Source organism: Acinetobacter sichuanensis (genome assembly GCF_003024515.2).
Classification (GTDB): Bacteria; Pseudomonadota; Gammaproteobacteria; order Pseudomonadales; family Moraxellaceae; genus Acinetobacter; species Acinetobacter sichuanensis.
Genome location: NZ_PYIX02000003.1, coordinates 170,152 through 193,578, shown reverse-complemented (window position 1 = coordinate 193,578; position 23,427 = coordinate 170,152). Strand labels below are relative to the sequence as shown.

The 23,427-nt window shown below is 37.2% G+C and carries 26 protein-coding genes and 1 tRNA gene; 11 read left to right on the top strand and 16 right to left on the bottom strand.

Going from position 1 to position 23,427, the window contains the following annotated elements:
- The first annotated feature begins 114 nt into the window (after positions 1–114).
- Together C9E89_RS03830 and C9E89_RS03825 are read left to right on the top strand one after the other, a co-directional pair.
- Positions 115–1,401: an NAD(P)/FAD-dependent oxidoreductase gene (locus tag C9E89_RS03830; protein ID WP_107007105.1), complete on the top strand. Its 1,287-nt coding sequence runs from the start codon at positions 115–117 to the stop codon at positions 1,399–1,401.
- A 142-nt stretch (positions 1,402–1,543) separates the two neighbouring features.
- Positions 1,544–2,026 carry an FKBP-type peptidyl-prolyl cis-trans isomerase gene (locus tag C9E89_RS03825; RefSeq protein WP_107007104.1) on the top strand — a complete coding sequence of 161 codons (483 nt, stop codon included), beginning with the start codon at positions 1,544–1,546 and terminating at the stop codon, positions 2,024–2,026.
- A 177-nt stretch (positions 2,027–2,203) separates the two neighbouring features.
- Here the strand turns inward: C9E89_RS03825 and C9E89_RS03820 are convergent, their stop codons facing one another.
- On the bottom strand, positions 2,204–2,644 hold the full coding sequence (locus tag C9E89_RS03820; RefSeq protein WP_107007103.1) for a hypothetical protein: 441 nt from the start codon (positions 2,642–2,644) through the stop codon (positions 2,204–2,206).
- Between the two features lie 234 nt (positions 2,645–2,878).
- On the opposite strand from C9E89_RS03820, the gene C9E89_RS03815 reads away from it, so the two are divergent.
- A tRNA-Asn gene (locus C9E89_RS03815) sits at positions 2,879–2,954 on the top strand.
- A 193-nt stretch (positions 2,955–3,147) separates the two neighbouring features.
- Here C9E89_RS03815 and miaE read toward each other — a convergent pair.
- The 9 genes from miaE to lepA form a co-directional block, all read right to left on the bottom strand.
- On the bottom strand, positions 3,148–3,804 hold the full coding sequence (gene miaE, locus C9E89_RS03810; protein ID WP_107007102.1) for a tRNA-(ms[2]io[6]A)-hydroxylase: 657 nt from the start codon (positions 3,802–3,804) through the stop codon (positions 3,148–3,150).
- Positions 3,805–3,840: 36 nt separating this feature from the next.
- Positions 3,841–4,566 carry a pyridoxine 5'-phosphate synthase gene (pdxJ, locus tag C9E89_RS03805; protein ID WP_107007101.1) on the bottom strand — a complete coding sequence of 242 codons (726 nt, stop codon included), beginning with the start codon at positions 4,564–4,566 and terminating at the stop codon, positions 3,841–3,843.
- Positions 4,567–4,598: 32 nt separating this feature from the next.
- Complete coding sequence (gene recO / locus C9E89_RS03800) at positions 4,599–5,321, bottom strand: DNA repair protein RecO (protein ID WP_171405070.1); 723 nt, start codon at positions 5,319–5,321, stop codon at positions 4,599–4,601.
- Positions 5,322–5,360: 39 nt separating this feature from the next.
- Positions 5,361–5,540, bottom strand: coding sequence for an NF038104 family lipoprotein (locus C9E89_RS03795; protein WP_107007099.1), 180 nt, complete (start codon positions 5,538–5,540; stop codon positions 5,361–5,363).
- Between the two features lie 40 nt (positions 5,541–5,580).
- On the bottom strand, positions 5,581–6,609 hold the full coding sequence (era, locus tag C9E89_RS03790) for a GTPase Era (RefSeq protein WP_107007098.1): 1,029 nt from the start codon (positions 6,607–6,609) through the stop codon (positions 5,581–5,583).
- 5 nt (positions 6,610–6,614) lie between these two features.
- Positions 6,615–7,307 (bottom strand): ribonuclease III, encoded by a 693-nt coding sequence (rnc, locus tag C9E89_RS03785; protein ID WP_107007097.1) that lies wholly within the window; start codon positions 7,305–7,307, stop codon positions 6,615–6,617.
- On the bottom strand, positions 7,279–7,653 hold the full coding sequence (locus C9E89_RS03780) for a DUF4845 domain-containing protein (RefSeq protein WP_107007096.1): 375 nt from the start codon (positions 7,651–7,653) through the stop codon (positions 7,279–7,281). Before C9E89_RS03780 ends, rnc begins: the two co-directional genes overlap by 29 nt.
- Before the next feature lie 318 nt (positions 7,654–7,971).
- Positions 7,972–8,826 carry a signal peptidase I gene (gene lepB / locus C9E89_RS03775; RefSeq protein WP_107007095.1) on the bottom strand — a complete coding sequence of 285 codons (855 nt, stop codon included), beginning with the start codon at positions 8,824–8,826 and terminating at the stop codon, positions 7,972–7,974.
- 21 nt (positions 8,827–8,847) lie between these two features.
- Positions 8,848–10,665, bottom strand: coding sequence for a translation elongation factor 4 (gene lepA / locus C9E89_RS03770; protein ID WP_107007094.1), 1,818 nt, complete (start codon positions 10,663–10,665; stop codon positions 8,848–8,850).
- A gap of 404 nt (positions 10,666–11,069) precedes the next feature.
- On the opposite strand from lepA, the gene C9E89_RS03765 reads away from it, so the two are divergent.
- The gene (locus tag C9E89_RS03765; RefSeq protein ID WP_107007093.1) at positions 11,070–11,279 is read left to right on the top strand and encodes a DUF1090 family protein; all 210 of its coding nucleotides are present in this window, start codon (positions 11,070–11,072) and stop codon (positions 11,277–11,279) included.
- A gap of 57 nt (positions 11,280–11,336) precedes the next feature.
- Here the strand turns inward: C9E89_RS03765 and C9E89_RS03760 are convergent, their stop codons facing one another.
- Together C9E89_RS03760 and C9E89_RS03755 are read right to left on the bottom strand one after the other, a co-directional pair.
- Positions 11,337–11,780 carry an acyl-CoA thioesterase gene (locus C9E89_RS03760; RefSeq protein ID WP_107007092.1) on the bottom strand — a complete coding sequence of 148 codons (444 nt, stop codon included), beginning with the start codon at positions 11,778–11,780 and terminating at the stop codon, positions 11,337–11,339.
- Positions 11,781–11,878: 98 nt separating this feature from the next.
- Complete coding sequence (locus tag C9E89_RS03755) at positions 11,879–13,270, bottom strand: Do family serine endopeptidase (protein ID WP_107007091.1); 1,392 nt, start codon at positions 13,268–13,270, stop codon at positions 11,879–11,881.
- A gap of 227 nt (positions 13,271–13,497) precedes the next feature.
- On the opposite strand from C9E89_RS03755, the gene nadB reads away from it, so the two are divergent.
- Positions 13,498–15,135, top strand: coding sequence for an L-aspartate oxidase (gene nadB, locus C9E89_RS03750; protein ID WP_107007090.1), 1,638 nt, complete (start codon positions 13,498–13,500; stop codon positions 15,133–15,135).
- A 63-nt stretch (positions 15,136–15,198) separates the two neighbouring features.
- On the opposite strand, the gene C9E89_RS03745 is transcribed toward nadB, so the two are convergent.
- On the bottom strand, positions 15,199–15,615 hold the full coding sequence (locus C9E89_RS03745; RefSeq protein ID WP_107007089.1) for a PaaI family thioesterase: 417 nt from the start codon (positions 15,613–15,615) through the stop codon (positions 15,199–15,201).
- 178 nt (positions 15,616–15,793) lie between these two features.
- On the opposite strand from C9E89_RS03745, the gene C9E89_RS03740 reads away from it, so the two are divergent.
- Positions 15,794–16,243 (top strand): DUF6210 family protein, encoded by a 450-nt coding sequence (locus tag C9E89_RS03740; protein WP_107007088.1) that lies wholly within the window; start codon positions 15,794–15,796, stop codon positions 16,241–16,243.
- Between the two features lie 8 nt (positions 16,244–16,251).
- Here C9E89_RS03740 and tmk read toward each other — a convergent pair whose 3' ends face one another.
- Genes tmk through pabC form a run of 3 tightly spaced genes read right to left on the bottom strand, consistent with a single transcriptional unit; the run spans position 16,252 to position 18,718 of the window.
- Positions 16,252–16,860 (bottom strand): dTMP kinase, encoded by a 609-nt coding sequence (gene tmk / locus C9E89_RS03735; RefSeq protein ID WP_107007087.1) that lies wholly within the window; start codon positions 16,858–16,860, stop codon positions 16,252–16,254.
- 9 nt (positions 16,861–16,869) lie between these two features.
- Positions 16,870–17,901: an endolytic transglycosylase MltG gene (gene mltG / locus C9E89_RS03730; protein ID WP_107007086.1), complete on the bottom strand. Its 1,032-nt coding sequence runs from the start codon at positions 17,899–17,901 to the stop codon at positions 16,870–16,872.
- Positions 17,873–18,718 carry an aminodeoxychorismate lyase gene (pabC, locus tag C9E89_RS03725; RefSeq protein ID WP_107007085.1) on the bottom strand — a complete coding sequence of 282 codons (846 nt, stop codon included), beginning with the start codon at positions 18,716–18,718 and terminating at the stop codon, positions 17,873–17,875. Before pabC ends, mltG begins: the two co-directional genes overlap by 29 nt.
- Before the next feature lie 161 nt (positions 18,719–18,879).
- Between pabC and C9E89_RS03720 the strand changes: the two genes are divergently transcribed.
- The 5 genes from C9E89_RS03720 to C9E89_RS03700 all read left to right on the top strand — a co-directional run bounded on the left by C9E89_RS03720 (position 18,880) and on the right by C9E89_RS03700 (position 23,396).
- Positions 18,880–19,887, top strand: a complete 1,008-nt coding sequence (locus C9E89_RS03720; protein WP_107007084.1) for a sulfate ABC transporter substrate-binding protein — start codon at positions 18,880–18,882, stop codon at positions 19,885–19,887.
- 23 nt (positions 19,888–19,910) lie between these two features.
- Entirely contained in the window at positions 19,911–20,516 is a 606-nt protein-coding gene (locus C9E89_RS03715; protein ID WP_107007083.1) for an RBBP9/YdeN family alpha/beta hydrolase, read from the top strand.
- 83 nt (positions 20,517–20,599) lie between these two features.
- Positions 20,600–21,433 carry a sulfate ABC transporter permease subunit CysT gene (gene cysT / locus C9E89_RS03710; RefSeq protein ID WP_107007082.1) on the top strand — a complete coding sequence of 278 codons (834 nt, stop codon included), beginning with the start codon at positions 20,600–20,602 and terminating at the stop codon, positions 21,431–21,433.
- Entirely contained in the window at positions 21,430–22,323 is an 894-nt protein-coding gene (gene cysW, locus C9E89_RS03705; protein ID WP_107007081.1) for a sulfate ABC transporter permease subunit CysW, read from the top strand. The genes cysT and cysW overlap by 4 nt, the downstream gene beginning before the upstream one ends.
- Positions 22,324–22,334: 11 nt before the next feature.
- Positions 22,335–23,396, top strand: a complete 1,062-nt coding sequence (locus C9E89_RS03700) for a sulfate/molybdate ABC transporter ATP-binding protein (protein ID WP_107007080.1) — start codon at positions 22,335–22,337, stop codon at positions 23,394–23,396.
- The last annotated feature ends 31 nt before the right edge of the window (positions 23,397–23,427 follow it).

Genomic DNA, 23,427 nt, shown 5'->3' with positions numbered 1-23,427 from the left:
AACGCTTTTACTTTGTTTTATTGTAAATATGTAAATTGTAAAACAAAAAAGCCGAATAATTGTGTATCTGGTGGCATATTAATGTCATCTTTTATAACAACTATTAGGTAAATTATGTCTAAACTTCATCATATTGTGATCGTTGGCGGTGGTGCTGGCGGTCTTGAGTTGGTTACACAACTTGGTGATACACTTGGTAAAGCGAATAAAGCCAAAATTACACTTGTAGACCAGAAACTCACTCATATCTGGAAACCTTTATTGCATGAAATTGCAGCAGGTACCATGAACCCAAATGATGAAGGCACCAATTATTATGCACATGCAGCAAAGCATCATTATGAGTTTGTACAAGGACGTTTTGAAAGTTTAGACCGTGAAAAACAGGAAATTACCCTCAGTAAACCTCAAACCACAAAATACGAAGCAGCCAGTGAAAAACAAACGCTTGCTTATGACACTTTAGTACTCGCGGTTGGTTCTGTTTCAAATGACTTTAATACCCCAGGTGTAAAGGAATATTGTCATTATCTTGACAGCTTACAACAGGCTGAAATTTTCCAGCAAGATCTTCTGCATTTATATCTCGATGCACAAAATACCAATACTGAACGTCATCTAAATATCGCTGTGATTGGTGCAGGTGCAACGGGAGTTGAACTATCAGCAGAGCTTGTTGAAGCAAAACAAAATTTTTATAAATATGGCTTAAACAAAATTAATCCAAATCAAGTTAAAATTTCGCTGATTGAAGGAGCAGAGCGTATTTTACCTGCCCTTTCAGAAAAAATTGCAGAGCATGCTGACAAACAACTGCAACGAATGAAAATTGATGTATTAACCGCAAAACGTGTAGAAAAAGTTGATGCTGAACGCGTTTATTTTAACGACGGTAGCAGTATTCAAGCTGAGCTTAAAGTATGGGCTGCAGGCATTAAAACACCAAAAGTGATTGCAGAATTACCAGACTTTAAAAAAGATCGTATGGGTCGTTTAGAAGTCTACGCAACATTACAAACCAAAACCGATCCAAATATTTTTGCGATTGGTGATTGTGCCAACTGTATTTTAGATGCACGTGAAGGTGCTTTAGGACCTCGCGCACAAGTTGCAAGTCAACAAGCAAGCTTTATGCTTGATGCACTCAAAGCAAGAATTCATGGCAGCCAACAGCCAATGTTCCAATTTTCAGATAAAGGCTCTTTAGTTTCGCTGAGTAAAAACAAAGCTGTAGGTGAATTATTGGGTCAAGTCAATGTACAAGGCTTTGTTGCGAAATCTATGTATGTTTCTCTATATCGAATGCATCAAGCCACAATTTATGGTTATACACATGCAGGCTTACTCACAGCAAAAGATTTTGTTACACGGAAAATTACGCCAAGAATAAAATTGCATTGAAATTTAAAAATTCGCCCATATTAATGAAAAAACCATCAAAAAAGTGGTAAAAATGCTTTTTTTTCGTAAATTTAGTCTACAAAAATTGCATTTCACTTTATGATGTACACTTAAAACTATCGTTATCGAATGGATCAATAACATGACTGCTATTGCAAATAACCAAGTGGTTTCTTTCCACTATACGTTGACTAACGCTGAGGGTGAAACTCTCGATAAATCACAAGGTGAGCCACTAGCATATTTGCATGGCGCAGGTAACATCATTCCTGGTTTAGAAAAAGCTTTAGAAGGTAAAACTGTAGGTGAAAAATTTACAGTAAACGTTCCTGCTGCTGAAGGTTATGGCGAATATAATCCTGATCTAGTTCAAGAAGTTCCTGCTCAAATGTTCCAAGGTGTTGAAAACATCGAAGCTGGTATGCAGTTCCAAGCTCAAACTGATGATGGCGTTCAAATCGTTACTGTTAAAGCGGTTGAAGGTGACAATGTTGTCGTTGATGCTAACTTCCCATTAGCAGGTCAAGATCTTACTTTTGAAGTAGAAATCGTTGAAATTCGTGAAGCTTCAGCTGAAGAATTAGAACATGGTCATGTTCATGGTGTAGGTGGTCATCACCACTAAGGTCTATTGAGATCTAAAAAGGCAAAGTTTTACTTTGCCTTTTTTTATATCAAAAATTCTTATCTCTTTGTGATATAACATCATCCAAATCACAAATATACTTTTTAAAGGCTTAAAGACTGATATAAATGATTGCTCATTTTACAATGAAATAGCATTTAATCTTAACGCATAGCTCTATGCTGTTTTATTTTGAACTAAAAAATTAAAATGTGGTCGATTCAAAGCCCAACATTCAGCATAAAATTTAACAACACGATCTAAAGAAACGTCTGAGCCTTGCTGTTTTTTTAATGACCAAGCTTTTGATTGATTAGATCCAGTCAAAAGATTACCTGTAATTTGATAAACATAGACATCTTGAGACAAAACTGAAATACGTTTTTTGCTCTGTACATCAAATAAATTTTGGATGGAATCATTCAACAGCCACTTTTCACTGAACCATAATTGCAATAAATCTCCCAAAACTAGACTTTTTTTTGCAGCAGGCCAAGCCTCGATATAGGCATCCTCAACAGGTGTAAAATAATGGGTTGGATCATGAATCAATGAAAGATAATTTTCCTTATAAAAAGAAAAATTTGAAAATATATTTGAGATAGTGAGCGTATTCATTCGCTTTCTCCTGTTTAGCCATTTTTGTGCTGGCAAGTGAGTTAAATCCACACTGTTTAAATTTTCATTTAAACGATCTATGCAATTAAACTAACAAGCTCAGCCTAGACATGCAAGTTTTTTTCTTAGAATTGTCTTTTTTGTTCAAATATAGAACATACAAGATAAAAATGAAGAAAACATGACATTTAAAGCTTGACCCTGTGGGAAATGTCCTTATAATCGCATGCAGATTCTCCAATAGCTCAGTCGGTAGAGCGACGGACTGTTAATCCGCAGGTCCCTGGTTCGAGCCCAGGTTGGAGAGCCAAATTTTAAAAGCCCACTCATTACGAAGTGGGCTTTTTTTATATAAAATAAATTTACTTTTTCTCAAAATCTAAACCTTTCATATAAATAAAATACTCAAGCAAAGACTTCGATCATTTAATAATTTGATAGATAAAATATGTTCTAGGCGAAATAAAAAAGAAGCGAACTTATCGCTTCTTTTTCTTAATGACTTATGCAGCAACCTTAACGGGTACACCACTATGAAAACGGAAGCTCTCATCGGGGCTTAAAATTAAGTTTTTTTCAACTTCTCGAATAAACTCAATTCGTTGCTGAATCGTTTCTTCTGGATCTTTCAGCTTTGCCGTTTTTGCAACATCTAAAGCTAAAGCCAAATAGTCTTCATAATGGCGTGATTCAGACTTTAACAGATAGCGATAATAGCGCCCTAATTCATCATCTACAATTGGTGCAAGTGCATGAAATCGCTCGCAAGAGCGTGCTTCAACAAATGCGCCTATGACTAAAACATCAATCAAAGCTTCAGGCTCATAGGTACGGATTTCTTTGCGTAAACCACCCGCATAACGTCCTGCACTTAAACCTTTCCACTCATAACCTCGTTTGGTCATAAACTCAAGCACTTGCTCATAATGCAACATTTCTTCACGTACAAGCTGTGCTAATTTCACTTGTAAATCGGTAAAAAAGCTATAACGGAACATCAAATTCATGGCTGTTCCTGCTGCTTTTTTTTCACAATTGGCATGATCTTGCATCAGCAAGGGTAAATTATTTAATGCCTCATCTAACCATGCTTTAGGCGTTTCGCAACCTAAAAAAGCAATGACAGGTTGCATGAGTTCATCATAATTAATATTAGACATGAAATATTCAACAACAATTAAGAGAGTAAAAGAAAATTAGCCTGCGGCTTGAATCGCTGCTTTCATATCCTTCACAGCTTGCGTTAAACCGACAAATACGCTTTCTGCAATAATTGAATGTCCAATATTCAATTCATGAATTTGAGGAATTGCTGCTATTGGAGCAACATTTTCAAGGTTCAAACCATGTCCAGCATTAACAACCAAACCTTTAGATGCGGCATACTCCGTACCTTTGATAATACGTTGTAATTCTACCTGTTGAGCTTCTGCTGTTTCTGCATCTGCATACGCACCTGTATGAAGCTCAATCGTTGGGGCACCACAAGCAATTGCTGCATCAATCTGAGCAAAATCAGGATCAATAAACAAGGAAACATCACAACCAATGGCAGTGAGCGCCTGAGTAGCAGCCTGAACATCTTCAAAATGCCCAACGACATCTAAACCACCTTCGGTCGTGATTTCTTGACGCTTTTCAGGTACAAAACATACATGATGTGGCTGAATTTCTTTGGCAAATGCCACCATTTCATCTGTAACTGCGATTTCTAAGTTCATTCTTGTTTTTAAAACAGGACGCATACGACGTACATCATCATCTTGAATATGACGACGATCTTCACGTAAATGTAGAGTAATCCCTTCTGCCCCTGCTTCTTCACAAATTAATGCTGCTTTTACAGGATCAGGATAAATCGTTCCACGTGCTTGTCTCAAAGTCGCAACATGATCAATGTTTACACCAAGCAATGCAGCCATACCATTTTCCTAATAAGAATAAATTTTAAAAATTAATGTTTCGCCATTTTCGATTGAGAATTTTGAATCCAAAGCTGACGACTTTTCAAAGGTCGATCACCGAGTAATGAGCTAATCATTTGCCGATAAAGCTTCGCTAATAATTGTAACTGTTCTGAACTAAAATCCATACCCTTTTCATAATGAGCCATACTCAAAATTTGCTTTCCCAACAAAGTTGCAGGCGAGTGATGTGCCACAGGAATAAAACCATCTGATAACTGAAACTGATAACTTTGATTTGCACTAATTTCATGCTGATGAGCATCATGCTGATAATCTAAAGGATAACCAAGCTCTTCTAATAATGCGTGTTCAAACTGACGTAAAATCTGTCTTAAAAATAAATCTGCTTGTGAATGCTCAGCCAAATTTTGTAGATGCTGCAATGTAATATGATATTGTGCAAAAGTTTCAGGCATTGCTTCTTCAAGTGGGCATAAACGAAGAATAACTTCATTGAGATAAAAGCCTGAGAAAAAAGCATCACCATAAAAAAAAATGGGTTGGTTCAAAATTTCTAATTTGGAAAAGTTTTTTAACTCTGACTTACCCGAAGCTTGTAATGTAATCGGTTGATATTGTGGTGGTGGTGTCTGTCTTAAAATACCATCGACACGTCCATGCTCTTGCGTAAACAAATGCACAATATGACTTCGCTCACGATATTTACGATGATGAATTAAATATCCATGTAAAACTTCATTACGCATTATTCAGTATTTCACTCACACTGAGGAAGTTCCTAAGCATGATCAATCTTTTTTCTTATCTTCATCATCCCCATCTGGAATGACTGCACCAACAACCGCCGCAGTGCCTTTAACAACACCTTTGGTTACGCCATAAGCAGCTTTAACAGGAACTGTGACAATTTTGGTAATACACCCCTGCAACATGAAAATACATGTCAATATAGTGAAAACTCGAATCATGACAGTTCCTTATTTAACAATTAAAACGCTTTAATAACAATTAAATATCGCTATAGCCTAAACTCTTCAATGCACGTTCATCATCAGACCAGCCACCTTTGACTTTCACCCAAAGTGTCAGCATAATTTTTTGTTCGAACATTTTTTCCATATCAACACGTGCGTCCATCCCGATTTTTTTCAGTTTGGCACCTTTTTCACCAATCACAATGGCTTTTTGACCAGGGCGATCCACAAAAATCGTTGCATCAATATAAGTACACGCTGCTTTAGGACGACCTGTTTTTTCATTAATGGTCGCTTCCTCAGTTTTAAATGACTCAATTTGAACCGTTAAATCATAAGGAAGTTCCTCACCCAACTGACGCATGATTTTCTCACGAATAATTTCACTCGCAAGGAAACGTTCAGAACGATCTGTCACTTGTTCTAATGAATATAGCGGCGGTTGGAATGGCAAATATTTTTCAATCGCATCACGCAAATGATCTAAGTTTGCACCACGCAATGCCGATACAGGGACAATTTCAGCAAAATTCATAAGCTTAGCGCGTTCTTGAATCAAGGGTAAAACCATACGCTTATTTTCTAAGGTATCAATTTTATTGATGATCAAGATCACTGGCATCTCTGCATTTTGCAGTTTTTCCAAGACTAAATCGTCATTTTGCGTCCACTTTTGTGCATCCAAAACAAACAATACAAGATTGACATCACGTAAGGCTGAATTTGCAGCTTTATTCATCATTTTATTGATGGCACGTACTTCTTTCTTGTGCATCCCTGGTGTATCGACAAATACTGCCTGAGATTTTTCACGACTATCAATCCCAACAATTTTATGTCGAGTTGTTTGTGGCTTACGTGAAGTAATTGAAAGTTTTTGACCCAATAAATGGTTCATCAATGTTGATTTGCCTACATTTGGGCGACCAACAATTGCAACAAAGCCACTACGATAATCCGAAGGAATTTCTGTCCCTTGCGAACTAAAAAATTGATTAATTAAATCATTGCCGTTTTCATTTGGCTCGTGATCAGCATCATTGTGATCGGAATGTGTACTCATGCAGTTTACTGCTCCAATAACTTTAAAAATTCCGCCGCAACTGCCTGTTCTGCAAAGCGGCGACTTGATCCCTCACCCATCATTTTAGGTAAGCCATCTACAGTACATTCTACTTTAAAATGTTGATTCGGTGCATCACCCTGAATATCTACAACCTCATAAACAGGTAAATGCTTTTTACGAGCTTGTAGATATTCTTGTAAACGCGATTTTGGATCTTTTAACTGATCTGTTGGTTCAATATTTTCCAGATAAGGTTCATACCATTTTAAAACAATCGAACGTAATAAAGGTAAATCCTGACTCTCTGTATAAATTGCACCAATAAGCGCTTCGACTGTATCTGCTAATATAGACTCACGATGATGACCACCAGATTTCAATTCACCTGTACTTAAAATTAAACTGGTGCTTAATTTTAAATCATTGGCAATTTTACCTAATGCTTCCTGACGCACTAATGTTGCACGCATACGTGTTAAACGCCCTTCATTCTCTGTAGGATAAGCGTGGTACAAATAGTTTGCGATAATCATACCTAACAGTGAATCGCCTAGAAATTCTAGGCGCTCATAGTTATATTTATGGCTTACCGAACGATGTGTCAGTGCAAGTTGTAATAACTCTGGTTGTTTAAACACATAACCGATACGACTCTGTAAGCGTGGATCACTTACTTTGAACTGACCTTTGATCAAAACTCTTCTCGAATGTTTGGACTAAGTCAATATTCATAAAAAACGGTGTTCTTACTTCATATTTCTTAGTCACTGTTAAACCGTTTTCTGTAGATACAGTTGCAATATCCTTAAATTTCAAATCACGGATATTGTTCATATCTAAGCGTTGGCTCATTTGACTTTCAAATTTAGATGGTGTGATTTCAGAAGAGCTCTCTTGCATCAATTGCTCTATCTGATTATCAATCACACGATCGTCCCAGTATGATGGCCAGATTGCCACTGCTGCTTTTGCAACAAAAGCAAAGACCATGATTACCAATAAAATCGTAATATACGACGCACCTTGTTGAGATTTACGCATTGTTATTATCCACTAGGCGAAATAATTATACCATTTTGGCACTATGAACATAAGTGTAGATGATCAAATCCCACTGAGTTTACAGCACCAAATTCCCCAAATTAAAAAACTAAATATCGACAGTACAGATCTATTCTTGTTAATTGAGACCATGTACACATATTTAATCATTCTATTATCTTGCAAACCCTATAGACTTGCTAGATTAAAGCGCACATTTTTACTTACTTTATTTCATCTGAGTAAACTAAATATACTTTTTAAGCCATAAAAAAAGACCAATCAACTTGGTCTTTTTCATTACACTCTATCTTTTAACTAGTTAATTTTTCCATTACGGCTAAATGATGGAAAATTCAAACCAGGCTCTTTATGCATCCACACATAAATCGCATGACCTGTTAAGTTCTCTTCAGGTACAAAACCCCAAAAACGACTATCAGCACTTTGATCACGGTTATCACCCATTGCAAAGTACTTTCCTTTTGGTACAGTCACTTCCCAACTCTGACCATTGCTTTTTATAAAACGATCATTATCACGTGCAACAAAAGGTAGATCTTCTTTTTTCTGAGCATAGTTAAATGCACCAACTAACGTATTTTGACCTTCAAGAATACGGACTAAATGCTGATGCTCACCCATAGTTTCAGTATAATAGATTGATTTTGGTGTATCCAAAATGTCTTTTTCACGACTGAACTCAGTTGTAACTTGGGAAATTTTTTGACCATTAATGATCAACTGCCCATTATCAAATTCAATATGATCACCTGGTAAACCAATAATACGTTTGATATAACTAATTTTTGGATTTTCAGGATAACGAAACACAGCAACATCACCACGTTGCGGTTCGCCAATATCTAAAACTTTAGTGTTGGTAATCGGCAAACGTACACCATATTGGTATTTATTCACCAAAATATAATCACCTGTTTCTAAAGTTGGCACCATAGAATCTGAAGGAATATTAAAAGGTTCAAAGAAGAAAGAGCGTAAAACTAAAACTACAGCCAATACTGGCCAGAAGTCGTATGCCCATGTAATGATGAAATTTTCATTTCCCTTTCCTTTGGTCGCACGCTGTTTAAGCACAAACTTGTCGAGCAACCATAAGCCAAAAAATATCAGCGTTGCAGGTACGAGAATTAAATTAAAATCAAAATCCATGAGCAATCAAACCTCTAGTTTTTATCTATCGACTTTTAATACAGCAAGGAACGCTTCTTGTGGGATTTCAACGCTACCCACTTGCTTCATACGTTTCTTACCTTCTTTTTGTTTCGAAAGTAATTTCTTCTTACGTGAAACGTCACCACCGTAACATTTCGCTAATACGTTTTTACGCATCGCTTTTACAGTTGAACGTGCAATGATTTGTGCACCAATAGCCGCCTGAATCGCAACATCAAACATTTGACGTGGAATCAAGTCTTTCATTTTTTCAACGAGTGCAATACCACGATGACGCGCATCTTGACGGTGACAAATCATGGCTAAGGCATCTACCTTATCACCATTAATTAGCACATCAACCTTAACCAAAGATGAACTTTCAAAACGCACAAAAGTATAGTCTAATGACGCAAAACCACGAGAACATGATTTTAACTTATCAAAGAAGTCCATTACCACTTCAGCCATTGGGATTTCAAATGTGATAGACACTTGATTTGCCATAAATTTCATGTCTTTTTGCACACCACGGCGCTCAACACATAAAGTCATGACATTACCCAAATAGTCTTGTGGAACAAGAATATGACATTCTGCAATTGGTTCACGTAAATCTTCTACAGTTGAACCATCTGGCATTTTAGAAGGGCTATCAATATAGATTGTTTGACCATTTTTCATCACCGCTTCATAAATTACAGTCGGTGCAGAAGAAATTAGATCTAAATCGTATTCACGTTCTAAACGTTCTTGTACGATTTCCATATGCAACATACCGAGGAAACCACAACGGAAACCAAAGCCTAATGCATCTGAGCTTTCAGGTTCAAAGAATAATGCAGAGTCATTGATTTGTAGTTTCTGCAAAGCATCACGGAAAGGTTCAAAATCGCTGGCATCAATTGGGAATAAACCTGCATAAACCTGCGGTTTAACCTTTTTAAACCCTGGTAATGTTTCAACGTCTGGTGTCGTCGATAATGTAATGGTATCACCTACAGGTGCACCAAAAATATCTTTAATTCCCGCAATGACGAAACCAACTTCACCTGCTTCCAAAATACCTGTTTCAGTATGCTTTGGATTAAAAATACCCACTGAAGTGATGATGTGCGTTTGACCTGTTGATTTCATCAACATTTTGTCACCTTTACGCACACGACCTTGTTTCACACGAACTAAAGAAACAACACCTAAATAGTTGTCAAACCATGAGTCTACAATCAAAGCTTGTAAAGGTGCATCACGATCACCTTCAGGTGCAGGGATCACATTGACCAATGTTTCAAGCACACCTTCAATGCCTAAACCTGTTTTTGCTGAACATGTTGGAGCTTCAGTGGCTTCAATCCCGATAATATCTTCAATTTCTTGAATGACACGTTCAGGTTCAGCCTGCGGCAAATCAATTTTATTTAGAACAGGAAGTACTTCTAAGCCCTGTTCAATTGCTGTATAGCAGTTTGCAACCGATTGAGCTTCCACACCTTGAGCTGCATCAACAACCAAAAGTGCACCTTCACATGCCGCCAAAGAACGTGATACTTCATAAGAGAAGTCTACGTGTCCTGGGGTATCAATGAAGTTTAATTGATATTCTTGACCATTCGGATGCGTATAATACAAGGTGACCGAAGTCGCTTTAATCGTAATACCACGCTCACGCTCTAACTCCATAGAGTCGAGGACTTGAGCCTGCATTTCACGATCTTGTAAACCACCGCAAGTTTGAATGAAACGATCCGCGAGTGTCGACTTTCCGTGGTCGATATGCGCGATGATACTGAAATTACGAATATTTTTAATATCGACGGATTTTTTAGCTTGCGCCATGGGCTACCTTGAAGAAAAACGCGCTATGTACTGAAAAAATATACATAACAAAAGCTGAATAGAAATTGCGAAGGATTATAGCAGATGGTTTTTTTAAAGTATTCATATTAATTTATGTAGAGCCTATAAATGTGAGTTGAAAACAAAAACTCAGCATCAAAAAAGTAAATTAATGAAAAAATAGACCCTATAATAATTTCAAAAAACGAGAATCAATATACAAATAGTCAAAAATATATGTTCAAATTTTCAAAAAAAAGATAAATAAAATAGATATTTATTCTTAATTCATCCATTATTTTAATATTTAAAAACGTGAATAATACTGTAATTAACAACTTTTCCACTTTATATACATCAGCTCAACTTATCATACAGTTTTTATTACTTAAGATATATTTATCATGTTAAAACGGACGCTATTAACAGTTACAGTTGCTCTAATTTCAGTACAATCATTTGCTTATGATGCAAAATCATGCCAAATCAAAAAAGAGAAACTTGTAGAGCAATTACAATATGCTAAAAAATACAATAATACCCATCGCATTGAAGGTTTAAATAAAGCCATCGCACGTTTAGATCAAGACTGTGCAAAGTATGTAAAGAAATAATTCTCCACATATAAAAATTTTCAGCTATATGAAAAATATAGCTGAAAATCAGAATACTTATAATATTGTAAAAGCGTAAGGATCTGTATCTATATCAAGCGGTTGATAAGCCTGAATAAATGTCGGTGACATACGTTTTGGACGACCTGATGCAATTTCAATACATGCCCATTTGGTACTTCCTGTAAATAATAAGCTTTTATCACTTGCTCTAAAAAAAGCATACTGACGAAACGAATATAGGGCATTAATATCATTAAACCATGTACGTAAAATAATCTCATCGTCCAACATTGCTGCTTTACGATATTGCACATGATGTTCAACAGCGACCATCGCATGTTTCATTTCTAAATATTCTTTAAGCCCTACACCTAGCGTTTCAATATGTGCAGTAGCGACATCTTGCATCCATTGTACATATACAACATTATTCACATGACCCAATATATCAATATGTTCTGGCTTTACCTTGATTTGTAAATCAAATATTGAACTCATGTTCGTCCTTTGTCTTTCATCTTAAATATTGCACTTATTTTGTCATAAAAAAGCCACTAAATAAGTGGCTAATATGATTTAAAAATTAAGGAATTGACTTATTGAATACGCAAGCCAATCATTGCATGTTGCCCTTCACGAATAATGGCAACACGTGCCACAGAATTTGCCTTTAACTCTGAAACTGCTGCAACAAAATCATTTGAATTTTGAATCGTTTTTGAATTGATTTGCGTAATAATATCACCAGCCATGATACGTGACTGAGCAGCTAAACCACCTCGTGTCACATCCTGAATCAAAACTCCACCTTTAATGCCCAAACGTGACTTTTCCACTTCATTTAAAGAACGAATTGCCACACCTAAAATTGGACCTTTTTTGCTTTTTACGTCCGCTGCATTATCATCTTTTGCAGGTGTATCATCTGGTGCAATGGTCAACGTTGCAGAAATGACTTTTGGCTTATCATCACGTAATACTTCTAACTGAACAGTTTGTGCAGGTTGAGTACGATTCAAATAGTTCAACAACTCGCTTGTACGTGAAATAGGTGAACCATTATATTTCATAATGACATCGCCTGATTTAAAGCCTGCTTTTTCTGCGGGTGAATCAGGTGCAACTTGTGTAATGAGTGAACCTTCAGGTTTATCCAGTTTATAAGCTTCTGCTAAGTTACGATCAATATCTTGCAACATGACACCTAGATAAGAACGTGTCACTTTACCATTCTTTTTCAACTGATCTACAACATCCATCGCAACATCAATGGGTATCGAAAATGATAAACCCATATAACCACCTGTACCGCTAAAGATCCGTGAATTTACACCCACAACTTGACCTTGCTGATTAAATAATGGTCCACCTGAGTTTCCAGGATTTAGAGCAACATCTGTTTGAATAAAAGGAACCGAGGTTTCACCCATCATATTTCGAGACTTAGCACTCACGATACCCGCTGATGCCGAATAGTCAAAGCCAAAAGGAGAACCAATCGCTAAAACAGGTTGCCCCACTTTGAGCTGATCTATATTGCCTGTACTTAAAGATGGAAAATTTGTGCCGTCAACTTTAAGTAATGCAATATCAGTACGTTCATCACTACCCACAACTTTAGCATCAATTTCACGGCGATCATTTAATACAATGGTCACTTTTGAAGCATCTTCAACCACATGATGATTTGTTAGCAAATAACCATCTTTACTGATAAAAAAAGCGCTGCCATAGCCTGTTTTTTCTTGTGGTATTTGCTGTTGTGGAATGATGATTTGATTACCAAAAAAACGTTTCAATATCTCAGGAACTTGTTGTTGTAATAACTCTTCTTGAGACAGTTTTTTTACAACATTCACACTCACAACAGCAGGGCTCACCTGCTCAACTAAATTTGAAAAATCTACAGGAGCTGACGCTTGTGCTTGTGTTGCTGCAACAGTAAAAACTGCAGCGTACATTCCTTTTTGTATAAAGCCACTTTTCATGAATAATCAACCTACAAATTTTGTTTTTTGTTGAAACATTTGTTTTTAGCATAAAATTTTACTTTTTTACGTAATATTATGTTTCTATATTATTAAAAAACAATACTTTACTTAAAAATTACTTAAAATATGACAAATTCGTCATATAAACCAAAATATGAGCGCTATAACGCTTGAAATTTGTTTAAAAAAAGAGTGTCATTATCAGACTTTTTTCAAATTAGCTGATGGACATGCCTAATTTAAAAACCACGCATCAATTTGACGTGATTATTGTGGGAAGTGGTGGCGCAGGTTTAAGCCTTGCTTTATCTTTGCCAGCACATTTTAAGATTGCGGTTTTAGCCAAATCAAATCTAACGGATGCAAGTACTTATTTTGCACAAGGTGGCGTTGCTGCGGTACTTGATGAAACAGACTCTATTCAACAACATATAGATGACACCATGATTGCAGGTGCCCAACTTTGTGAATTAGATGCTGTTAAACATACCGTTGAAGGTGGACGCCCTTCGGTTGATTTCCTGCTTGGTCATGGTGTGCAATTTACTTTAGATGATGATGAACAATTACATTTGACCCGTGAAGGTGGACATTCTCAGCGTCGTATTATTCATGCTGCAGATGCAACAGGCAAAGCCATTTCTACCACTTTGGTTGAACGCGCCCAAGAAAAAGAAAATATTACAATTTTTGAAAATTATATTGCCATTGACCTCATTACCACGCATAAACTTGGGCATACTCACGAAGCAAATCATGCTGTGGGCTTATATGCACTGGATGAACGTAATGAAAATGTTCATACCTTTTTAGCACCATTTACTGCACTTGCTTGTGGTGGTGCTATGAAAGCCTATTTATATACATCAAATCCTGATATTGCCACAGGTGATGGGATCGCTATGGCATATCGTGCAGGTTGTCGTGTTGCCAATATGGAGTTTAATCAATTCCATCCAACCTGTTTATATCATCCTCAGGCGCGTTCTTTCTTAATCACAGAAGCCATGCGTGGTGAAGGTGCTTATCTGCGTTTACCAGATGGTGAACGTTTTATGCTGCGCTTTGATGAACGCGCAGAACTGGCACCACGAGATATTGTGGCACGTGCCATTGATTATGAAATCAAACGCTTAGGTATTCGACATGTATGGCTTGATATCAGTCACAAACCTGCTGATTTTATCAAAGAACATTTTCCAACCCTCTATGCACGTTTACTTGAACTAGGCATTGATATTACCAAGGAAATGATTCCAGTTGTCCCTGCTGCACATTATACCTGTGGCGGTGTCGTGGTCGATGAAAACAGTGAAACTGATATTGCAGGTTTGTATGCCATTGGAGAAACATCCTACACAGGCTTACATGGTGCAAACCGTATGGCAAGTAATTCATTACTAGAATGTTTTGTTTATGGTATGAGTGCTGCCAAAGATATTGAAGAAAAATATCAGCAGCATTTTGAAGTCCCACAAGTTCCTGAATGGGATGCCTCACAAGCTTCAAATCCAGATGAAGATGTGGTGATTTTACAAAATTGGGATGAACTACGTGCCACCATGTGGAACTATGTTGGTATTGTCCGAACCACGAAGCGTTTACAACGTGCATTACATCGTATTGAAATGCTTAAAAAAGAAATTACTGAGTACTATCAGGATTACCATGTCAGTAAAAATCTGATCGAACTGCGTAATTTGGTTTTGGTCTCAGAAATGATTGTGCGCTGTGCGATGGAACGCAAGGAATCACGTGGTTTGCACTATACATTGGACTACCCTGAACTGGCGCCAGAACTACGTAAAACTGTACTCACGCCACCTGACTTCAAAGTCGATACACCTTTGGTTAATACTTGATTAATACATTAAAAAAGAGATTCTTTTGAATCTCTTTTTTTAACTAAAACAGTCTAGATGGTTTTATCTTTTCGGTGGAATCGAATACGTACCCGTGACATGCGCGACAGGCTCATCCTGATCAATCGAGTAAATCCAGACTTCACCAACAATCAACGCCTGTCCAACTTTCATGAGTTTACATACCCCACGCAAATCTACGCCACCAGAGGGTTTACGTAAAAAATTAATATTTAAATTGGTTGTGACTGCCAAACCGACAATGCCAATTTCACCTAAAATCGCGACATATAAAGCAAAATCAGCCAAAGTCATCATGGTCGGTCCTGAAATCGTCCCCCCAGGGCGAATGTCTGTGCCACTCACATGCCAAATCAAGCTTGCGCCACACTCGGTGACTTCCTCAATTTCACATTTTTCTAAACTCGGAGGAAAATGGACTGTTAAAAAATCAATAATTTCCTTTTTAGTGCTTTTCATTTTTCATTCATCCCTTGAATTATTTCTTTATGACACTGTATTTTCAATATAAAGCTTTTTCTGTAAAGACTTGAGAACGCTTGGGTTCACATTTTCAATCAAAAAGAAGCTTTTTGCCAATGCTTTCATTTTGTTCTATTTTAAAAGTCACTCAAACCATAAATTTTCATCAAATACGATGCAAACCCCTTACATTTTTATAGATGCCGATGGTACACAAAGCGCATGGTTATACTTAATTGTTGAAAAATCAACGCAAGTATTTTATGCAAGTCAGTGCGCAGGTTTAGAGAATCAAATACGCAGCACTGAAGGCTATTTAATTCCGTTGATTGGACTGACATTTGATACAGATGTTTTATTAGATGAATATTCACACAAGTTAAGACAAATATTTCATCAAGGACAATATTGTCGCAGTGCAACCAAACTCAATCAACAACAATTAGATCAACTGCGAAGCTGCATAGAAAATATCACCATTTGGTTCACGAGCAATGAACCAGAAGATGATCAACGTCAGCATTTATATTTAGACCTGAGCCGACTGGAGGAAATCACAGAAGCTTGGGTTCCTGTCATTTCCCCTTATGGCAAAGCAATTTTAATCTGGAAAAATTGTGACTAAAGCGATGATTAAACACATTCAGCCAAATAGCTTAAAGCCTCAGCAAACACCTGTTCAGGACTTTGTGTTGCATCTAAACGCTTCATACGCTCAGGCTCACGTGTATGAATTTCTGCAAATCCTGAACGGACAGATGCAAAAAAAGCAACTTTTTCTTGTTCGAAACGGTCTAAAGCACCTCGCTCTCGTGCACGTGTCATGCCCAATTCAATTGGTGCATCCAACCAAAAAGTAAGATCAGGCATTCGACTGACAAAGTTTTCATTCAGAAGTTGTAGTTTTTCCCGACTCAGCCCACGCCCTGCACATTGATAAGCAAAACTGCTGTCCGTAAAACGATCACATAATACAATTTTACCCTCTGCCAAGGCAGGTAAAATAACCCGATCCAAATGCTGCGCCCGTGCGGCATACATCAACAATAATTCAGTATCATGACTCATTTGTTCATCATGATTGACTGACAGCAATAACCCACGAATTTGCTCAGCCAACGGTGTTCCACCTGGCTCACGGGTCAGTACAACATCTTTACCTTGCGTCTGAAAATGCTCAAATAATTTTCCAATCAGTGTGGTTTTACCTACGCCTTCTGTGCCTTCAAAACTAATAAACATAACTACTCCTTAATTTTTAGCACGCATGACAGCAAGGTATTCCTGAACTGCTTTGTTATGATCTGCCAGATTACTTGAAAATTTATGCCCACCATTGCCTGTTGCCACAAAGTAAATATTGTCTGAGTTGTCAGGATGCATGGCTGCCTCAATGGCTTTTTTACTTGGCAAAGCAATCGGTGTAGGTGGTAAACCATTGATCGTATAGGTGTTATACGGTGTAGGTGTACGCAAATCTTGTTTGCTGATATTACCTTTATAGTTGTCACCCATACCATAAATCACAGTTGGGTCAGTTTGCAGACGCATTCCTAATTTCAAACGGCGGACAAATACCCCTGATACTTGCTCTAACTCACTGTCTACACTGGTTTCACGTTCAATAATGGATGCCATAATCAAGGCTTCATATTTATTTTGATACGGTAAACCTTGATCACGTTTTTCCCAAGCAGCATCTAAAATTTTCATTTGACGCTGATATAAATCGGTCAGAATCTTTTGATCAGTTGCGCCTTTATCAAAGAAATAGGTATCAGGTGCAAATAGACCTTCAGCATGCTCAAAAGGAATATTTAAAGCTTTAAGCATCTCAGCGGTAGGTAGATTTGCAACCTCAGTTTTCACATATTGATCTTTTTTCAAGGTCTTTAAAAGCTGCTTTGTTGTCGTTCCTTCAATCACCAGAATACGGTTCATTTGTGCATTATCAGCATCAGAGACCATTAACAACACTTCACGTACACTCATGCCTTGCGTCACTTCATAGACACCTGCTTTCATGGTTTCCTGAATAAATGCTTTGCGATATAACTTCAAAATAATTGGAAAACTGACTTTGTCATCTTTGGCTAATTGATCAATAAATCTAGTATAAGTTTCACCATTATCAATCACCAGTTTTTGCTTCTGACCATTGACTGGATAGGTTTTAAATAAACTCATTTTCAACACGACTGCACCTAAGACTAAAAGTCCAATCAGTACAAGCGCAATGCCTTTATAAAATTTGTTATTGGTTTTTACAGGAGTATTCGGCATGAGATTTAAACAGTTGTAATTGCAAATTTTCAAATAATTCAACACAAGGTTGAATCTCTAAAGCACGTGTATTCAAAGTATGTACTATTTTCATCGGGCTTAACGCATTACAAAAAAATAGACTTTGAATATGTGGAATTTCATTAAAATCAACGATACGTTGTTCACATGAAATCTTGTGGCGTTGCATACGCTGCAAAATCTCAGCACGCATAACACCATGCACACCATTATAGCGGAGTTCAGGCGTAATCCATGTATTGTTTATTTGAATAAAACAATTACTGCTCACTCCTTCAACAATTTGATCTTGTATATCGACCACCAAAGCTTCAAGCCATCCTTTTTCATGTGCTTCTTTTTTTAACATCACTTGTTCAAGTCGATTCAAACTTTTTAATCCCACAAGTTTAGGCATGGTTAAACCAATTTTTTGGGTTAATACTCCACTTTGAATCAATTCGGGCTGAAAGTTTTGGGTGTTTTGTGGATAATAAAATACATATAAATCTGCGGGATGATCAGGCATCAGGTAGCCTCGTTGCCCTTCACCACGACTGATTACGATTTTTAAAGTCCCATTTAATACATCAAATTTTTGTGTAAGCTGTTTGAGCATTTTATCTAAAAGGGAAAAATCTACTGTCAAAAATAACCGTTCAGCAGATTGTTGCAAACGTTGACGATGTAAATAGTCTAATTCGATGACATTTTGATGAATACGGGCAGTGGTAAAACAACCATCTCCATACTGAAACGCGCGATCAAAAATTGAAATATTATCAATAATTTGACCATTTTTATAACAAAAAACCATACTCATTTTCCTAAAAAAACACCAAAAACATACATATTTACCAACTCATCTTATGCGTTTTTATTCATATAAAATTCATTTTTTATTATTTTTTATGGATAAAGACTGGCGTTATGCTGCACGCATATTAACGAAATTACAAATTGTTTGGGGCATATCAGATGCAATTTTCAAAATTAAAATTAGGTGTTGTTGCTGCACTCATTTCAGTGACATCTTTGAGCGCAAGTGCAAAAGATTTTCTAAACGTTTCTTATGACCCAACACGTGAACTTTATGACAATTTCAATAAACAGTTTGCAGTATATTGGAAGTCAAAAACAGGACAAGATATTGATTTTAAACAATCACATGGTGGTTCAGGAAAACAAGCTCGTTCTGTGATTGATGGCTTAGGGGCGGATGTAGTAACGCTTGCTTTAGCGGCTGATATTGATGCAATTGCAGAAAAGACAGATTTATTACCAAAAGATTGGCAAAAGAAATTTCCACAAAACTCTACACCTTATACATCAACCATTGTCTTCTTAGTACGTAAAGGCAACCCTAAAGCCATTAAAGACTGGGCAGATTTAGTAAAACCAGGTGTAGAAATTATTACCCCAAATCCAAAAACGTCAGGTGGTGCGCGTTGGAACTATTTAGCAGCTTGGGCATGGGCAAAACATAAATATGGTACAGATGCTAAAGCACAAGATTTTGTACGCCAAATTTATAAACAAACCAAAGTTTTAGACTCAGGCGCACGTGGTGCAACGACAACATTTGCTGAGCGTGGTATTGGTGATGTGCTATTGGCTTGGGAAAATGAAGCATTTTTAGCGCAACGTGAACAGCCTGGTAAATTTGAAATTATTACACCTTCACTCTCTATTTTAGCTGAACCACCTGTTGCAATTGTGGAAAAAAATGCTCAAAAAGATGGCAACCTGAACCTAGCTAAAGCTTATTTGAACTATTTATATTCACCAGCAGGACAAGAAATTGCAGCAAAAAATTACTACCGTCCACGTAATGCTGCAACTTTACAAAAGTATAGTACAACATTTAAACCACTCAAATTAGTCACGATTGATAAAGAGTTTGGTGGTTGGACTAAAGTTCAAAAGCAACATTTTGAAAATAATGGTGTTTTTGATCAAATTGTAAAAGCAAACACAGCGAAATAATACGCTTAAGCAGGAGCATCGACATGATTCATACCGTAATTGTTCCAGGTGTAGGTGGCAGTGATTATGATCATTGGCAATCTTGGTTACAGCGCCAACTCATGTCTTGCTCTCGTGTGCAACAAGAGAATTGGAACCTTCCTGTGTTAGCACATTGGATTGAAAAATTTGTTGATACCTTAAATAAAACAAATCGTCCTGTCCAAATTGTTGCACATAGCTTTGGTTGTTTAACCAGTGTTGCAGCATTAGCTCAACATCCTGAATTAACTAAAAAAGTTAAAAAACTTGTTTTGGTTGCACCTGCCAACCCTGCTCGTTTTGGTGAAGCTGGTTTTGCACGAGATAGCATTGGCAATTATGCTGAGTATTTTCACAATCTAAGCATTCATGTGCCTGTTGATATGATTATTTCTGAAAATGATCCTTGGTTAAATTTTGAAGATGCACAGGCTTTGGCAAAAGCTTGGAACATTCAAGCTTATAATCTGGGGCAAGCAGGTCATATCAATGTTGCTTCTGGTTTTAATACTTTTCCTGAAATTTTTGATCATTTAATTGCAACACCATCAATACCTTATATCAATAATTTTGATGACAGCAAGTTGTTTTTTAAATTTGCAATTTGAGTATTGCCTTTTAAGCTTGGCAAAAGTTGTTTAGTTTATTGGCTTGTTGACTTCAACAAGCTTTCTCTCTTTGAGGAGTAGTCATGTCGCAGCGATCCCGAGTGCTGCCAGGATTTGGTCTTTCACTAGGCTTCACCCTTGCGTATTTGTCTTTAATAGTACTGATACCATTATCTGCTGTATTTATAAAATCATTAGGTGTAGGTTGGGACGGACTTTGGGAAATCCTAAGTTCTGAACGTATTTTAAAATCTCTACAACTCAGCTTTAGTACAGCAATTATTGCAGCCTTAATTAATGTTGTATTTGGCTTGTTACTGGCTTGGTGTTTGGTTCGTTACACCTTTCCTGGTAAACGCATTGTTGATGCTCTCGTTGATTTACCGTTTGCATTACCCACTGCTGTTGCAGGGATTGCCTTAACTTCTCTTTATGCACCTACAGGATGGATTGGTCAATATCTAGAGCCTTTAGGAATAAAAGTTGCGTATACTCCATTAGGTATTACTTTAGCATTGATTTTTATTGGAATTCCATTTGTAGTACGTACAGTACAACCTGTTTTAAGTGATTTTGAAACAGAATTAGAAGAAGCAGCTTCTGCTTTAGGTGCAAACCGTTTTCAAATTATTACTAAAGTGATTTTACCTGTGCTCTTTCCTGCACTATTAACAGGCTTTGCTTTAGCATTTGCTCGTGGTGTTGGTGAATATGGCTCTGTTATTTTCATTGCGGGTAATCAACCCTTTGAAACTGAAATTGCACCATTAATGATTATTTCTCGTTTAGAAGAATATGACTATGCAGGTGCAACAACAATTGCTGTGGTCATGTTAGTCATCTCATTTTTTATCTTGTTCTTAATTAACTTGATTCAAGCTTGGGCAAGTCGCCGTACAGGGAGAACTGCACGATGAGCTTAACAACAAATAGTCAGGCTTTAGCTGAAAAACTGCAGTCACGAGACGCAACACGTGAACCAAAATGGGTACGTTATACGCTTTTAACAATTGCCTTGGTTTTCTTCTTAAGCTGTCTTATTTTGCCATTAATTTTGGTTTTTGTTGAGGCGTTTAAACAAGGTCTCACGGTTTATTTTGAAGCTTTGGTAAATCCAGATACATTATCAGCCGTTAAATTAACCTTATTAACTGCTGCAATTGCAGTACCTCTTAACGTCATTTTTGGTGTTGCTGCTGCATGGTGTGTTGCGAAGTTTAACTTCCGTGGCAAAGCCATTTTAACCACGATCATTGATACACCCTTTTCAGTTTCTCCTGTGATTGCAGGTTTAATGCTAGTCTTGATCTTTGGTTCGCAAGGTTGGTTAGGTGGCTGGCTCATGGATAATGATATTAAAATTTTATATGCAACACCTGCCATTGTTTTAGCTACTGTATTTATTACCGTTCCTTTTGTTGCACGTGAGCTCATTCCACTCATGGAAGCACAAGGAACAGAAGAAGAAGAAGCCGCTATTGTTTTAGGTGCTTCAGGTTGGCAAACTTTCTGGAAAGTCACTTTGCCAAATATTAAGTGGGGTCTAATCTACGGTGTGATTCTATGTAATGCTCGTGCAATGGGTGAATTTGGTGCAGTTTCAGTTGTTTCTGGGCATATTCGTGGTGAAACCAATACGCTACCGCTTCATGTAGAGATTTTATATAACGAATATACCTTTAGTGCCGCATTTGCCGTGTCATCATTATTGGCTTTATTGGCAATTATTACCCTTATTCTTAAAACATGGGTCGAGTTCCGCCAAGAAAGACTCAACCAAAGTAAAGATGATTCAACAGTTTCTTAAGGAATGACCTCATGAGTATTCAAGTTAAAAATATTGAAAAACATTTTGGTGCATTCCATGCACTAAAAGATATCACTTTAGATTTTCCAGATGGTCAATTGGTCGCATTACTTGGTCCTTCTGGCTGCGGTAAAACCACTTTATTACGTATCATTGCTGGCTTAGAGTCCGCAGATCGTGGGCAAATTGTTCTTGAAGGACAAGATGCCACCAATGTTCATGTTCGTGAACGTCAAGTCGGTTTTGTATTTCAGCACTATGCGCTATTTCGTCATATGACTGTGTACGATAATGTCGCTTTTGGTTTACGTGTTCGTCCACGCGCAACGCGTCCTAGCGAAGCAGAAATTAAAAAACGTGTCACGCGTTTATTAGATTTAGTTCAACTTGGTTTTTTAGCTGATCGTTATCCTGCACAGCTTTCAGGTGGTCAACGCCAACGTATTGCTTTGGCACGTGCCTTAGCTGTAGAGCCTCGTGTATTATTACTTGATGAACCCTTTGGCGCATTAGATGCTAAAGTACGTAAAGAATTACGTCGTTGGTTGCGTACTTTACATGATGAATTACATATTACCTCTATTTTTGTCACACATGACCAAGAAGAAGCGTTAGAGGTTGCTGACCAAATTGTTGTGATGAATAAAGGTGATATTGAACAAATCGGTTCACCTCGTGAAGTTTATGAAAGACCTGCAACGCCATTTGTTTTTGACTTCTTAGGTCAAGCAAACCGCTTTGAAGGTGAAAATCGTCAAGGTGTTATTCATTTAGGTGAAGATACGATTCGACTTGCAGCAGCGCAAAATACAGCAAATGGCAAGATTATTGCTTTCGCTCGCCCTGATGAACTCATCATTCATACTCAACCTACAGAAAATGCCATCCAAGCAACATTTTTACGTGAGGTTTGGATTGCAGGAAAAATTATGGCTGAGTTACATGATCGTCAAGGTAATCTCATTGAAATTTCTCTAAATTCTGAAGAAGCTAAATTACACAAATTTCGACCAAATCAAACTGTTTGGGTCAGTCCGTCTACTTTACACTTATTTGAAAATCAAGTTGCATAATGCGCTATACGGGTGAGTGATCTACACTCAT